At 40.8% G+C, this 13,580-nt stretch carries 16 protein-coding genes; 5 read left to right on the forward strand and 11 right to left on the reverse strand.

Translation table 11 applies throughout. The annotated features are described in order from the left end of the window. The first annotated feature begins 41 nt into the window (after nucleotides 1–41). Nucleotides 42–755, forward strand: coding sequence for a TapB family protein (locus WJR50_RS01055; protein WP_341291352.1), 714 nt, complete (start codon nucleotides 42–44; stop codon nucleotides 753–755). A gap of 37 nt (nucleotides 756–792) precedes the next feature. On the opposite strand, the gene WJR50_RS01060 is transcribed toward WJR50_RS01055, so the two are convergent. Next, the gene (locus WJR50_RS01060) at nucleotides 793–1,395 is read right to left on the reverse strand and encodes a DUF2179 domain-containing protein (protein WP_341291353.1); all 603 of its coding nucleotides are present in this window, start codon (nucleotides 1,393–1,395) and stop codon (nucleotides 793–795) included. A gap of 101 nt (nucleotides 1,396–1,496) precedes the next feature. Next, nucleotides 1,497–2,888: a DNA repair protein RadA gene (gene radA / locus WJR50_RS01065; RefSeq protein ID WP_341291354.1), complete on the reverse strand. Its 1,392-nt coding sequence runs from the start codon at nucleotides 2,886–2,888 to the stop codon at nucleotides 1,497–1,499. Nucleotides 2,889–3,085: 197 nt separating this feature from the next. Between radA and WJR50_RS01070 the strand changes: the two genes are divergently transcribed. From WJR50_RS01070 to WJR50_RS01080, 3 genes are read left to right on the forward strand one after another with little or no spacing between them, the layout of a single operon-like run. Further along, nucleotides 3,086–4,222: a type III polyketide synthase gene (locus tag WJR50_RS01070; RefSeq protein ID WP_341291355.1), complete on the forward strand. Its 1,137-nt coding sequence runs from the start codon at nucleotides 3,086–3,088 to the stop codon at nucleotides 4,220–4,222. 37 nt (nucleotides 4,223–4,259) lie between these two features. Next, a complete protein-coding gene (locus WJR50_RS01075; protein WP_341291840.1) occupies nucleotides 4,260–5,132 on the forward strand; it encodes an SDR family oxidoreductase in 873 nt (290 codons plus the stop codon). Between the two features lie 20 nt (nucleotides 5,133–5,152). Further along, nucleotides 5,153–5,791: a TVP38/TMEM64 family protein gene (locus WJR50_RS01080; protein WP_341291356.1), complete on the forward strand. Its 639-nt coding sequence runs from the start codon at nucleotides 5,153–5,155 to the stop codon at nucleotides 5,789–5,791. Here the strand turns inward: WJR50_RS01080 and WJR50_RS01085 are convergent. Genes WJR50_RS01085 through WJR50_RS01095 form a run of 3 tightly spaced genes read right to left on the reverse strand, consistent with a single transcriptional unit; the run spans nucleotide 5,788 to nucleotide 7,612 of the window. Continuing rightward, complete coding sequence (locus tag WJR50_RS01085; RefSeq protein ID WP_341291357.1) at nucleotides 5,788–6,429, reverse strand: DUF4178 domain-containing protein; 642 nt, start codon at nucleotides 6,427–6,429, stop codon at nucleotides 5,788–5,790. The genes WJR50_RS01080 and WJR50_RS01085 overlap by 4 nt on opposite strands. A gap of 54 nt (nucleotides 6,430–6,483) precedes the next feature. Continuing rightward, the gene (locus tag WJR50_RS01090; RefSeq protein ID WP_341291358.1) at nucleotides 6,484–7,194 is read right to left on the reverse strand and encodes a PspA/IM30 family protein; all 711 of its coding nucleotides are present in this window, start codon (nucleotides 7,192–7,194) and stop codon (nucleotides 6,484–6,486) included. 19 nt (nucleotides 7,195–7,213) lie between these two features. Continuing rightward, on the reverse strand, nucleotides 7,214–7,612 hold the full coding sequence (locus tag WJR50_RS01095; RefSeq protein WP_341291359.1) for a YbjN domain-containing protein: 399 nt from the start codon (nucleotides 7,610–7,612) through the stop codon (nucleotides 7,214–7,216). 108 nt (nucleotides 7,613–7,720) lie between these two features. On the opposite strand from WJR50_RS01095, the gene WJR50_RS01100 reads away from it, so the two are divergent. Beyond that, nucleotides 7,721–8,395 (forward strand): NUDIX hydrolase, encoded by a 675-nt coding sequence (locus WJR50_RS01100; RefSeq protein ID WP_341291360.1) that lies wholly within the window; start codon nucleotides 7,721–7,723, stop codon nucleotides 8,393–8,395. Here the strand turns inward: WJR50_RS01100 and coaD are convergent. The 6 genes from coaD to WJR50_RS01130 form a co-directional block, all read right to left on the reverse strand. Next, nucleotides 8,392–8,841, reverse strand: a complete 450-nt coding sequence (coaD, locus tag WJR50_RS01105) for a pantetheine-phosphate adenylyltransferase (protein WP_341291361.1) — start codon at nucleotides 8,839–8,841, stop codon at nucleotides 8,392–8,394. The genes WJR50_RS01100 and coaD overlap by 4 nt on opposite strands. Continuing rightward, nucleotides 8,842–9,729, reverse strand: coding sequence for a DUF3822 family protein (locus WJR50_RS01110; protein WP_341291362.1), 888 nt, complete (start codon nucleotides 9,727–9,729; stop codon nucleotides 8,842–8,844). 44 nt (nucleotides 9,730–9,773) lie between these two features. Then, on the reverse strand, nucleotides 9,774–10,355 hold the full coding sequence (locus WJR50_RS01115) for a hypothetical protein (RefSeq protein ID WP_341291363.1): 582 nt from the start codon (nucleotides 10,353–10,355) through the stop codon (nucleotides 9,774–9,776). A gap of 63 nt (nucleotides 10,356–10,418) precedes the next feature. Next, complete coding sequence (locus WJR50_RS01120) at nucleotides 10,419–10,919, reverse strand: NUDIX domain-containing protein (protein ID WP_341291364.1); 501 nt, start codon at nucleotides 10,917–10,919, stop codon at nucleotides 10,419–10,421. A gap of 426 nt (nucleotides 10,920–11,345) precedes the next feature. Beyond that, nucleotides 11,346–12,701 carry a DUF4270 family protein gene (locus WJR50_RS01125; RefSeq protein ID WP_341291365.1) on the reverse strand — a complete coding sequence of 452 codons (1,356 nt, stop codon included), beginning with the start codon at nucleotides 12,699–12,701 and terminating at the stop codon, nucleotides 11,346–11,348. Further along, nucleotides 12,685–13,497 (reverse strand): glycogen/starch synthase, encoded by an 813-nt coding sequence (locus WJR50_RS01130; RefSeq protein ID WP_277486012.1) that lies wholly within the window; start codon nucleotides 13,495–13,497, stop codon nucleotides 12,685–12,687. Before WJR50_RS01130 ends, WJR50_RS01125 begins: the two co-directional genes overlap by 17 nt. Nucleotides 13,498–13,580 lie beyond the last annotated feature (83 nt).

The following is a 13,580-nucleotide window of genomic DNA, read 5'->3' on the forward strand; positions in this document are numbered from 1 at the left end:
GTTTACCTCAATCTTCAAATACTTATTAATCGGAAAAAAGTATGAAAAAACTACTCCCTATCTTATTCCTGACCTTGTTTGCCTTTGCAGAAGTAGAAGCTCAGTGCGGAAATTCCTTCTACCGCCTCCAAGAAGGCACTGAGTTTGAAATGACAACTTATGATAAGAAAGATCGTCCGCAAAGCCGTACAGTCAATGTCATTAGTGACATAAGTGAAAATAATGGTGTGTATGAAGCTACCTTCAAAAGTAAAATCTATGACAAAAAAGATAAACTGGTGACGGAAGGAGAATTTGTCATCCTTTGTGAAGGAAATACACTAAAGATTGATATGCAGCGCATGCTTAACTCTATGGAGCAGATGCAGGCTTATGAAAACATGGAAGTAGAGGCAGAAGGAGATTTTATGGAACTGCCTTCTGATCTGGAAGTAGGCCAAAGTCTATCTGATGCGCATACCACTATGACGGTAAAAATGGGCGAAGCCAATGCCACTATGAGTAAAATAGATATTGACATCAATAACCGTAAAGTAGAAGCTCAGGAAGATATTACGACCCCAGCCGGTACGTTTAATTGCTACAAAATCTCTTATAATACCGATATGGATATGAAAGTCATGGGTTTTGGTAATAAAAGTTCTTATGGCAATGCCGAATGGATAGCCGAAAATGTAGGCACAGTGCGATCTGAGAACTATGATAAGAAAGGAAATCTGAACTCTTATACGCTGCTTACGGCTTATAAAGAATAAAAAAAGCTGGGACTTTTGGTCCCAGCCATCTCTTATTTTATTTCCTCACCAAAGGGAGGTACCTGCTCAGATTGGTCTTCGGCCTTTCCACCACGATATCATCATCACTTACACGTTTTACGCCTTCTACTGTATAGTAAGCATCTGGCTGATAATAGCGAACTACTTTTAGGTAAGAATCCAATTTACTACGAGGTACTACCGTAAATATGATGTTGGCATTACCTTCATGGTCCATGGCTTCTACACTATTGTAGCGATATCCTTTATCCACCAGCCAGCCAATGAGTTCACTCACATCGGATTTGCTGATGACTCTTACCACCATACGGCCCATCGCTATTTTTTCCTCAATACGCATCCCGATGAAAGTACCGGTAGCGTAGCCGCTGGCATAAGCCAGATATGACCATACATTACTGATGTTCTGAATAATTTGCCCTATAGCCAGCAACCATATCAAAGATTCAAAAAAGCCTAACACGGGAGCCCAACGCTTGGCTCCGTTCATGATATACATGACACGCAAAGTAGACATTGAGACATCAGTGACCCTGGCCATAAAAATAAGCAAGGGTAGTATCAGATAATTAAAGAGTTGGGGGCTAATTCCCAATGCGTTGACAATAAATGTTTCCAATTTTTATGTTAAAGTTTCAGTAAAAATCGGAACGCAATTTTGGGGCTAAAGATGCCAGCTAGCCAAATTTTATTTTGTGCGAAAACTGATCAAAAATTACCTCACTCCAGCAACTGTCTGATCATATCTTCCAGCTTGCTGTAAGCGTGGATTTTGATATTAAATTTCTTAGTATCCACGCCTTTTAAGCTGAATTTAGACACATAAATTTCTTCAAAACCCAGCTTCTCCGCTTCGCTAATACGATTTTCTACCCGATTGATTGCGCGAATTTCTCCTCCTAAACCTACCTCTGCAGCAAAACATATTCTACTGGAAATAGGTACATCCAGAAAAGAAGAAACAATAGAAGCACATACGGCAAGGTCAATAGCCGGGTCCTCTACCTTTAGTCCGCCCGCAATATTCAGAAAGACATCCTGCACGCCTAAGCGATAACCCGCACGTTTTTCTAGCACTGCCAGCAACATATTGAGGCGCTTGGCATCAAAACCAGTAGAACTTCGTTGTGGTGTACCGTAAGTAGCCGAGCTCACCAAAGATTGTATCTCTATTAAAAGAGGGCGATTGCCTTCCAGTGTAGCGCCTACTGTAATGCCGCTCAGCTCTCCTTCTCTCTGGGTGATTAAAATCTCGGAAGGGTTAGAGACCTGGCGTAAGCCAGTATCCGTCATTTCATAAATTCCCAGTTCGGAGGTGGAGCCAAATCGGTTCTTGATGGTCCGCAGTATGCGGTAAGCCATATGCCGGTCTCCTTCAAACTGCAAAACGGTATCTACCATATGTTCCAGTACCTTGGGACCAGCAATATTACCCTCTTTGTTGATATGGCCGATCAGGAAAACCGGAATATTGCTCTCCTTTGCAAATTTCATCAACTCAGCCGTACACTCTCGCACCTGTGATACACTACCGGCAGCAGACTCTACGTATTCAGACTGCAAAGTCTGTATGGAATCTACAATCATCAGGTTGGGCTGAAGTTGTTCTGCCTGCTGAAAAATTTGTGCGGTTGAAGTTTCTCCTAACACATAGCAGTGCTCCATATTGCCATTAAGTTGAGGATGATTGAGCATGCGCTCCGCTCGCATTTTGATCTGCTGATCGCTTTCTTCACCGGAAATATAAAGTACTTTATGTTGCTTAAGTTGCAGGGCTATTTGTAGCATCAGTGTGGATTTGCCGATCCCTGGTTCTCCGCCAATCAATACCAGGGAACCGGGCATGATGCCTCCACCCAAAACCCGGTTGAGTTCTGCATCCTGCGTATTGGTACGGCTTTCCTGTTTAAAATCTATTTCATTGAGCAGGCGCGGCCGACTGCTACTCCCCTTAGTTTTTGAGCTGCTTTGCCAGCCAACAGAGCGTGTGGTTTTGCTAATGATTTCCTCTACATAAGTATTCCATTCTCCACAGGCATCGCACTTTCCCTGCCATTTGGGAGAAGAATTGCCACAGTTCTGGCAAACATATACTGTTTTAGTTTTAGCCACTTTGTTATTAGTGTTATAGTTCTGGATGTTAAAGTGTTAGGGTGAAAGGTGTTTAGGTTTCAGCTACAATAAGCTTGAGCACTAAAAACCATAACACCATAGTACCATAACACTATCTACGCATAGTTAACAAATATTGAAATAAAACCTTCCTCTAAAATCATAAGAACAACTGCCTTATTTTTAGTTTATACAACATGCCTTCATTTATCAACGCCATAGGAACAGCAGTTCCCCGGCACAAAATAGAGCAGTCTAGCATTGTCAAATTTATGACAAAAGCCCATCAGATGGATACTGAGGAAGAACAGAGGCTCAAAGCCCTCTATCGTGCCTCAGGAATTAAATACCGCCACTCAGTATTACCTGATTTCGGACTTACCCAGGATTTTAGTTTTTTTCCGGATGATGAGGACCTGGAACCCTTCCCAAGCATTGGGCAGCGGATGGAGTTGTACAGAGAAGAAGCTTTGAAGCTTAGCCTGCAAGCGGTAGAAAACTGCTTGTGCTCACAGAGTATTATCCAAACGAAAGAGATTACACATCTTATCATGGTTAGCTGTACTGGCATGTATGCGCCAGGTATAGACATTGAATTAGTGAATAAGCTTGAATTGCCGGGTAGTGTACAACGCTCATGTATTAATTTCATGGGTTGTTATGCCGCATTCAATGCACTCAAAGTAGCCGACCACATTATCAGCTCAGTTCCTCATGCAAAAGTATTGGTGGTGTGTACAGAGCTATGTACGATTCATTTTCAAAAGAAAAAAGACGAAGATACACTACTGGCGAATGCACTTTTTGCCGATGGTTCCGCAGCAGTATTGCTCAGTGGTCAAGCTGAAGAAGGAAAAGTCCAACTGGCTTTGGAACAGTTCTATTGCGATTTGGCTCCTGAAGGTAAAGAAGATATGGCCTGGCACATTGGTGACTTTGGGTTTGAAATGAAATTGTCTGCCTATGTTCCGGAAGTCATTCGTAAGGGTATCCGGCAGTTGACTGAACGTTTAGTCAGTCAGCTTTCACTGGAAAATGTAGCCTTTGACGAGGAGGAAAGGGATAAGATTGCGGATTACTTTGCTATTCACCCTGGAGGGAAGCGCATACTTCAGGTCATAGAAGAGCAGCTTGATTTATCGGCGGAAGATAACCGCTATGCCTACCGCATCTTACGGGAGTTTGGTAATATGTCATCACCGACCATCCTTTTTGTACTCAAGAGTTTACTGAATGATTTAACCGCAAGCGCCCACGATAAACAGGTGCTAAGCTTTGCCTTCGGCCCTGGCCTCACCCTGGAGAGTATGCTGCTGCGTATTCATTCTCTATGATTTTTTCTTAACTTTCTTTCCTTTACTAACCATCCAAATTATGAAGACAGAAGGAATGCTCAAAGAAGATGCGCTGAAAGGGAAAACCATTATCGTGACCGGCGGAGGCACAGGGCTAGGCAAGTCTATGGGGAAGTATTTTTTAGAATTGGGAGCCAATCTTGTCATTACCAGCCGCAAAATGGAAGTGCTGAAAGCTACTGCTGAAGAATTGAAGATAGAGACAGGAGGATCAGTATTGCCAGTAGCTTGCGATGTACGCAAGTACGATGAAATCATGGAGGTACTAAAGCAAGCGGAAGCAAAGTTTGGACAGGTAGACGTGCTGCTCAATAATGCGGCAGGAAACTTCATCAGCCCTACCGAAAGACTTTCACATCGTGCTTTTGACATTGTGGTAGATATCGTACTCAAAGGAACGTATAACTTTACACTGGCGGTAGGTAAAAACTGGATTGAAAAAAAGCAGGCAGGAGCCATGCTCAATATCGTGACTACCTATGCCTGGACTGGCTCCGGCTATGTAACCCCCTCAGCCTGTGGCAAGGCAGGGGTGCTTGCGCTGACTCGTTCCCTGGCGGTAGAATGGGGGAAATACAATATCCGAATGAACGCAATTGCTCCCGGACCTTTTCCTACCGAAGGAGCCTGGAGCCGTTTGCTTCCCGGAGAGATGGCTGAAAAATTTGATCCCGCTAATCATAATCCCCTAAAAAGAGTAGGCGATCATCAGGAACTGGCAAACCTGGCCGCTTATCTGGTGTCTGATTATGCAGCTTATGTGAATGGTGAAGTGATCACTATTGATGGAGGTGAGTGGCTGATGGGCGCCGGAGAGTTTAACCATCTGGATTCAGTACCCCAGGAAATGTGGGACCAGATGGAGAAGATGAGAAGTAAGAAATCGTGAATCGCTGATCATCCTGTTTCATGCGTTTAGTACTAATATTTTTGGGCTTAGCACTCTTAGTCCTTATTCCTTTTGCCATTTGGGGAGAACAGATAGAAATTTTTTTTACCCAGGCATCTACCGTAAGTCTTCTGGAAAGTTATGGCTACTGGGCATGGATAATAGGCATAGGCTTACTAATGCTTGATTTATTACTTCCTCTGCCTGCTACAGTAATTATGGCTGCTATAGGAATTATCTATGGTCCACTGCTGGGAGGAATTAACAATGCGATAGGCTCAGTTTTTGCCGGAACCTTAGGCTACGAACTCTGCCGTCAGTTCGGAGAGTCAACGACCAGACACTTATTAGGAGAAAAAGACTGGCAGAAAGGGCAAAAAATTAATCACAAAATAGGGGGATTTATAGTGGCCCTATCACGCTGGACACCAGTGCTACCGGAAGTAGTAGCCTGCATGGCAGGGATGATGCGCATGGAAAGGTTAAAATTTTATCTGGCACTAGCCTGTGGATCTGTTCCTCTCGGTTTTGCTTACGCTACTGTAGGGAATATTTCCTGGGGCATAAATTCACCCCTTTTTACACTGGGCGTAGCAGCCGTAGTACCCATACTGCTTTGGGTCCTTTTGAGCCCACTGATTGATAAATATGCTTCTTAATAAGCAGCATTACCATCTCCCAGGCTATATATTTTGATCTGGGAAGACTTCAGAGGAACTGCAAGGGTTATTTCAAACTTACCATTCTCCCATTCTTCAATGGTAATGAACTGATCTTCATTTTCATTCTCAAATTCCCAATAGTAGAAGAAAGATTCATTATCCCTGGAGGTGTTTCCATTGCTGAAGAAGGATGCTTCATTGGAATACTCAAAGTAAAAGGTCTGTCCTTCAAATTCAAATTCTCCTTCTGCACTCTCATCCATAATATCGAGATCAGAGCGGTTAATGGGAAGGTCTCGGAGCTTGAGTGTACGCAGGGCAAGAGTTACATCTAATCCGTCATCTTCCTCTATGCTAATCCACACTTTCTGTTTGCCATTATCTCCTTCTAACTCATACCATTCTGTGCTTTCCCCTTCCCGGTAAATGCTTTTAGAAAGAATAGTTACATCATATTCTTCCATATCAGGTCCCACGTTCATCAGGTGAATAACACCTCCCGGCTCTACATTTTCAAGGGTTAGCTCTTTAGGCGTATTAGGTTGCACCTCAGCTTCTTTTTTTCGTTTATTTTTTTGCCAGAAAAACACGCCTACTCCAATAATTACGATGATAAAAAAAATGAGTGACCACATAGGTTGAATTAAATATATGACTCCGAAAAATAAAATTCGGAGTCATCAGGTTTATTATTGATCCTTATTGATGCCCATCTTAGCTTTCAGGGCAGCGAGTTTATCACTGGTAGCAGGTGAACTAGAACCCAGAGCTTTATCTATCTCATCATCTACTGATTTAGGCGCTGCTGCTATTTCGCCATAGGATTCAGCTAGCGATTCTTCTTCCTCGACTTTGGTTTTCATACGCTCCAGCATAGAAACTGTGCTGGAAGAGTCAATGCCTGCCATCTGTTTGTTGAGCTTTTTAGTAGCGCTGCTCACTTTTGCACGAGCTTTTAGGGTACGAAGTTCGTTTTCCCATTTGGATATCCTGCTTCTCAGATCGTTTACTTTCGCCTCAAGATTGGCAGTCATGTTATCGTACTTTTCTACCTCTGTCTGAGTACGGGCAATTTCCTGATCAGCATGTTCTTTTTTATTGAGTGCTTCGGTAGCTAGGCGGTCAGCCTCAGTGGGGTCTATTTGCCCCTGCTCGGCTCTTTGTAAAAGCAACATGGCTTTTTTCTCATAGTCAGCTGACTGTTGCTCGTGATTTTTCATTTCGCGGCGGGTACGGATGGCGATGGCTTTCACCTCAGCCAGGCTTTCCATAGCTTTACCTAAATCATTTTTAAGGTCACGGATGGCCTGCTCACTCATTTTCACTGGGTCTTCCATACTATCTATCAATGAGTGAGATTGTGCTTCACCCACTTTGAAAAGTCTTCTGAATATGCTCATAATCTATATTTTTTGAAATTTAACTTATTTTTGCAAATTTGAGAAAATCACTGGCGTATTCGGCCATCATGAGACCTATGGAATTGATCGTGGCCTCTATCTCATTCTGATCCATATTTTCAAGCTGAAGTGTATCACGGAAAATAACGCGATCTTCTTCGTCCAGGACAAGCGCTCCATGCACCAGATTACGATTAATTTGTAAGAGCTTTTTCAGCACACTACTGTCATCCGGTGATTTTAGCTTAAAAATAAACTGCTCAAACACCAAAATCTCCCCCTCGCAGTCAATGATCAGATGGCTGATGCCCTGATCTTCATCAGTGATCACAACAATTCCTTCTTCAGTATCTTCTGACTGAATGTCAAAGCCAAGTTCAAACAAAAATTTCTTTACTTTGTCAAAATGCGAGACCATAGTATAGTTCAGTTTAATGGATATGGTAAATAGGTTTTCTTCTTGTAGTCGCTTAAGCTATACGAGAAATTTTTACTATCTAACTACTTTTTTATTAAATAGCAATTTATGAAGCTGTTCGTTAATGATACTCCGGTAGAGATTGTGGGTCAGGACAAACATCTTGATGAAAACCACTTTGAGTACACCTTTGATGCCAGGCAACATAAATTCAGCAGTATCAAGCTTAAAGATGATGTTTTGGTGAATTATGCCAATGAAGCCTATATTAAAGACTGTCTGGATTATTTTAATAAGCAAAAAGTAAAAAAACTGGATAGTATTACTTTTGTAGTCCCTGATATTAACCGGGCCAAAGATTTTGTAAAAAGCCAGTACCTAGTGATAGAAGCAGCCGGAGGGCTGGTTAGAAAAGACCACAAAATACTTATGATTTACCGCCTGAAGAAGTGGGACTTACCCAAAGGTAAAATGGAAAAGGGGGAATCGCCGCTTGTGGGGGCACTACGCGAGGTGGAAGAAGAGTGCAGTGTAAAAGCAGAGCCCATCAAAGAAGTGTGCCATACCTGGCATACTTACACGCGTAACAAGAAAAAATACCTGAAAAAAACCTATTGGTATGCAATGGAGTGTACCGATGATAGCAAAATGAAGGCTCAGGTAGAAGAAAAAATAGAAGCAGTAAAATGGATGAGTGAGGCAGAAGTCAAAGAAGTATTGTACGACTCTTACTTTTCAATAAGGTACGTTTTTAGAGAGTATTATAAGCAGTTCGGTTTCTAAATTTGGTAAGGGAGAAATTCGTTCACATCACCGCCGTAGCGATGTACTTCCCGAATGATAGATGAATTGATATGAGCATATTGTGGAGACGTAATCAAAAATACAGTCTCCAGGTAATTATTCAGGTGACGATTGATTTGCGCGATACTATTCTCATATTCAAAGTCGGTAGTATTTCTCAGTCCTCTTAATAGATAGTTAGCCTCGTATTTGCGAGCCAGCTCAGCAGTGAGCTCATCATAAGTAATAACTTCTACCTGACTATTTTCAGAAAAAGCTTCCTGAATATGACCAATGATTTTTTCTACTGGAAAATAGCGCTGCTTTCTACTATTATGTCCTATGCTGATAATAATTTTATCAAACAGCTGAAGACCCCGATGGACAATATCCGCATGGCCATTGGTAAAGGGATCAAATGAACCGGGAAAAAGTGCTGTTTTCATCTATTCACAGACATAAATGCTATACAGATCAAAGTACTGATGATCTGGCACTTCGTCAAACATATAGGCAAAATTAAGATAGGAAGGGCGACCACCAAAAGATATATTTTTGATATAGCGATACAACTCCTTAAAATGTGATGAGTCCGAACTGATGTTACCCCAGACTGTGGTTTTGGTATCTTGCTGCCCCATGCCCATTTCCTGCATTGTCAGCATAGTATATTTGACAATATCTTCAGACCCTTGATATGGGAAGCGGTTGTACAGCAATATTTTGTTGTCCTCAGTGACTACCAGACTGAAATTGTTACGACCGATATTCACATAGAGGTCTTTATAGTAAGTAAAATCACGATGACTCTGAATACCTTCAATAAATGCGCTTCCGTGATGGACAACCTGTACTGTAAGTGTAGGATAGATAGAGCGGACTTTTTCAATGATTTTCCGTTCAGCAGCAAATACACACACTACATCAGACTGTACGTGCTGATAATAATAAAAATCATCCAACTCACTATCTACTTCTGTGCTCAGTTTAAGATAATCTCGCAGGTGCTCACTAGAGAAAAGGTGAGAGGGAATCATTGTAAATTTCTGATTTTTCATAGCTAGCTTTACAGACTTCCAATAGCCTGCCATGAGCAGATGATGCCCCTCAAAGAGCTTGTACAAGGTATTGATTAATACATTGGTAGAATAAATGCCTTCAAGCTCATAATCTTCAAGCAAAAGGCACTTATTTTCCCTGGTATCTATTACACAAAACTGAAAATCATTCCTGCCTACAAGAAGAGACAGATTATAGTGTGTAAGATCATCAATACTGAAAGTAGTATCTTTAATACGGTTGATTAAATGGAAATTTCCAACTTCTTGCTCCAAAATGAGAATAATTTATACTCCTCAGCAATAAATCCCTACCTCTACTATTCCCAGTTTCCAGCAGTAGTTACCTCAGTACGAGAACCGACTCTAAGGGGGCCTTTGATACTGTTTTCGCCACGGCGAGCAGGATTAATAGGTGAAGGATCTTTTACCTCAAACACATCAACGTCTACGCCACTACGCTCAATCTTATCAGCGAAGAGTTCAAATTTAGCACGAGTGACAGGAACATACATCAAATCGCTCAAATCAAACTTTTGATATACGGGATTATTGTAAATAGAATCTCGAACTGAAATACTTCCTAGGGTATCAATATGGATGGTAGTTTCTTCTGCACCATAGTCAAGAAGTACGGTTTCTTCCCTCCGCTGAGTGATAAAAATCTTGCCAGTATCTATGAAGTTGATCAGCTTGTCCCAATCACTGGTATACTGGCCGTGGGCGTCTTGATAAGCCATTTCTGCATCCCTGATAAACTGTAGCTTTTCAATAACCCGGCTCTCAATTGCGGCAATACGCTTCTCCTCTTCTACACTACTAATGATGCTGTTAATCAAGAAGTAACCAATACCGACAGCTACTATTAAAAAGACAAAGGTCAATACTTTAGTAAGGTTCATTGTGTAGTAAGTTTTTTTACAATTATAGACATTTTAACAGGTAAAACATAACCGAATAATCCGCTATTTTAATGTTTTATCATCAAATTTAAAATAACCTTGCATCTTTAATAAATCTCTGGGGTGTTGTGAGAGGTTAATCATTTGATGCATCTGGTACCCTTTTTCTTCATTTATCTTGCGTGGAGACATGAACTCTACCTGCTCAATGATTTGTTCCTGCTGGCTCATTTCCGGGTCAATACCCGTTTTTAGAGTGCCTCCTGTCATTTCTACTGTAAAGAACATCTCAATTGCATGCAAGGGAGGTGCGAGAAACTCATGTGTAAACAGGAAGTGGTTAACCTTTATCTCAAGTCCCGTTTCTTCAAAAAATTCTCTTTTGAGACAGTGCTCCGCAGATTCTCCGAATTGCATTCCACCCCCTGGGGGAGAAAAAAAATAACCTTTGGCCGTTAAAGCTTTATGCTTTACCAAGAGGAGACAGTCATCCGAATAACACAGTCCTACCACTCTTACTCTTAACTTTTTTCCATATATTCTTTGAATAGCCTTCTTGTGCATAAGCAGAAATATACAAATATGAAATTTTACTTATTAAAAAGTGAAACTTCATTATATTGAAATTACTTCTTTGAGCAAACTAATAATCGCTAGTTCTTTATATAATATGATATATATATGCTCTTGTGAAGAATTACTTTCAGAAAGATGTACTCACTTTTTGTATGGCTATGAGTCCTGTTTATTTCAAAAAATTATCCTTAAGTGCTCAATCTTCTTTATTGTGGCAGAGAGGGAATCACCTTTGCAGCAAAGAAACTTCCTTATATCTACTGCATCTCTATGCTATACATAACTTTTATGTGGAAGTAAGCTTTTCGTATGGGCTGTGCCGGGTAGAGAATATCCGTGTGATAAACAGAACTCATGAACTTGAGCCATACCTACAAGATATCCTTCTACCCGGAGGCATATTTTGATCAATTATTATTTGAGCGTAGTATAGTATACTCGCAGCTTTATGCTATCAGCTTCAGTAACCAATTGACTAAAACCGGTAGTAAAATCATTGGGCTGAATGAGTACTGCCGGATTATCCACAAAGCCATCTATCAGGTTTTGAGCAAAACTTGTTACTTTTTCATTATAGGCAATGTTGGTAGTATCATACCGAATTGGTGAAGGTCCGACTATAAAAGGTTTCCTTTCTATATCATCATACCTATAATTTTCGTCGTTATATAATCCGGATAATATACGAGCATTCTCTAAACGACTAAATTCTATCACTCTGGAAATACCATCATCCTCAAGCTGGTAACCAAAAAGGGCAGCAGGTGCAGGTTTTGTTTCCTCCGGTTCGCTAAGTCCAATATGCAGGATCACTCTGTTCAACAAAACACGATTTGGGTTTTCTGCCACAAAGTTTACCAATGGCTGAAAGTCAATCCTGGGTACTATCCCTGAAGAGGCCTGCAGATAAAAACGATTATCGGTGGCAGAACCCACCTCTCTGGGTTGATCAATATTGGCTAGCGCTGTACCACTCCTATCATAGTTAATATGGTAGAAACTAAGAGGAAGAGTTGAATTAGGTGAGCTAGCTATTGCCGCAATTCCGAAAGAGAAAACTTTGGATACCGTATCAGCAGGAGAACTAAAATACAAATTCATTCTGAGGCTGTTTGGAGAAAAGCCTGTAATAAAACGCTTCTCTTCAGGTGATATAAGAGCTAACCCTTTAAAGTATTCTGTAAATAGTCTACTACTATCTAGTTCAGCAGCATTATTTTTTATCTTGTCTAACAATTCATTACCCATAGCCTCACTAAGGCGCACACTCAGCGTATCATTGCTCTCCGGATTTACGGTATACCTTAGGCTCCCAAGTGCATTGGGGTCGTAGGCCAGAGATGAAGACGTATAATAAGTAAGAGAATCTATGACAGGCTCTCTAAGCTGATGAATATTTACAGTCTGCTCCAAACTTTCATCATCAGAACCATAGAAGTAGTTCCTTGTAAAGGTCAATACTAAAGAATCTAACTCATCCTCAGTGCTTGCCTCCCTTCTGGAACCTATTCCAAGGGTCATATAGCTGATAGCCTCAACTTTGCCAAAATCATCACTAAGATAGTTACCTACCAGCATGTTGCTAGTATAAGATGTTCTTATAGAATCCCGCTGTATAAGTTGAAATGGTAATGTTAATTCGGTAAAGGAGAGGTTGATATTTTCGTCTTGGGGGTCAAAATCCAGGCTCAGCAGGTCGTCGTTCTCACAAGAAAGGAAGAGGGCTGATAAAGCTATCAGCCCAAATTTTCCCTTAGTTAACCAATTCATTGTATAAGTTAAAGTATGAATCGAGGAGGTTATCGTCTTTCTCAATGGTGTCAATCTTTTTCTCACTGTCGAACTCTTCTAATAAGGTGTTTAAATTATCGTTTACACCGTCTTCAGCTTTGATGATAGCATCTGCGTACTCAATTCCAATTTTTATGAATCCATCATAATCGGCAGATTGCAAATTCACCAGCATACTGTCATCAATGTCCATCATTTTGACCTTGTCCAGAAGGTCTCCATCAAATTTATGCTTGAACGGATTATTATAAACGGTAAATACTGTCTTTGTATTTTTGAAGAGCGGATCATTTTTATAAGTCGTCTTCAAATACATAGGAATCAGGCTGGTCATCCAGTCGTTGCAATGCACAATATCCGGTGTCCATCCCAGTTTTTTGACAGTTTCAATTACACCTTTACAGAAGAAGATCGCACGCTCATCATTGTCTTCATAAAAGTTATTTTCTTTGTCAAAGAATACTGATTTCCTATGGAAATAATCCTCGTTATCAATAAAGTAAACCTGAAGTTTAGCATTAGGAATAGAGGCAACTTTGATTGTCAGGGGCTTCTCTTCTTCACCCACTGCAATGTTAATTCCAGATAACCTAACTACTTCATGCAGCCTGTTTTTACGTTCGTTGATCAGACCAAAACGAGGGACCAGAATACGGATTTCCATACCCCTCTCTTGCATACCCTGAGGAAGCTGTCTTACGAAGTCAGCTACTTCAGAAGTTTGTAAAAATGGATTGATCTCACTTGCTACATAAAGAATTCGGAGTTTTGACATATCTTTGGGGATTTGAATTGTGTTATTGGAAAAGCATGCGCAAAATTACGAAAATTTTACCATATTTCCACTTTTTTTCAATT

Origin of the sequence: Catalinimonas locisalis (genome assembly GCF_038039535.1) — a bacterium.
Classification (GTDB): Bacteria; Bacteroidota; Bacteroidia; order Cytophagales; family Cyclobacteriaceae; genus Catalinimonas.

Bases quoted from the DNA above. Each gene is read 5' to 3' on its own strand.
- WJR50_RS01055 (WP_341291352.1), top strand. From the start codon at position 42: ATGAAAAAACTACTCCCTATCTTATTCCTGACCTTGTTTGCCTTTGCA.
- WJR50_RS01070 (WP_341291355.1), top strand. From the start codon at position 3,086: ATGCCTTCATTTATCAACGCCATAGGAACAGCAGTTCCCCGGCACAAA.
- WJR50_RS01080 (WP_341291356.1), top strand. From the start codon at position 5,153: ATGCGTTTAGTACTAATATTTTTGGGCTTAGCACTCTTAGTCCTTATT.
- WJR50_RS01085 (WP_341291357.1), bottom strand. From the start codon at position 6,429: ATGTGGTCACTCATTTTTTTTATCATCGTAATTATTGGAGTAGGCGTG.
- WJR50_RS01090 (WP_341291358.1), bottom strand. From the start codon at position 7,194: ATGAGCATATTCAGAAGACTTTTCAAAGTGGGTGAAGCACAATCTCAC.
- WJR50_RS01095 (WP_341291359.1), bottom strand. From the start codon at position 7,612: ATGGTCTCGCATTTTGACAAAGTAAAGAAATTTTTGTTTGAACTTGGC.
- WJR50_RS01100 (WP_341291360.1), top strand. From the start codon at position 7,721: ATGAAGCTGTTCGTTAATGATACTCCGGTAGAGATTGTGGGTCAGGAC.
- coaD (WP_341291361.1), bottom strand. From the start codon at position 8,841: ATGAAAACAGCACTTTTTCCCGGTTCATTTGATCCCTTTACCAATGGC.
- WJR50_RS01115 (WP_341291363.1), bottom strand. From the start codon at position 10,355: ATGAACCTTACTAAAGTATTGACCTTTGTCTTTTTAATAGTAGCTGTC.
- WJR50_RS01120 (WP_341291364.1), bottom strand. From the start codon at position 10,919: ATGCACAAGAAGGCTATTCAAAGAATATATGGAAAAAAGTTAAGAGTA.
- WJR50_RS01125 (WP_341291365.1), bottom strand. From the start codon at position 12,701: ATGAATTGGTTAACTAAGGGAAAATTTGGGCTGATAGCTTTATCAGCC.
- WJR50_RS01130 (WP_277486012.1), bottom strand. From the start codon at position 13,497: ATGTCAAAACTCCGAATTCTTTATGTAGCAAGTGAGATCAATCCATTT.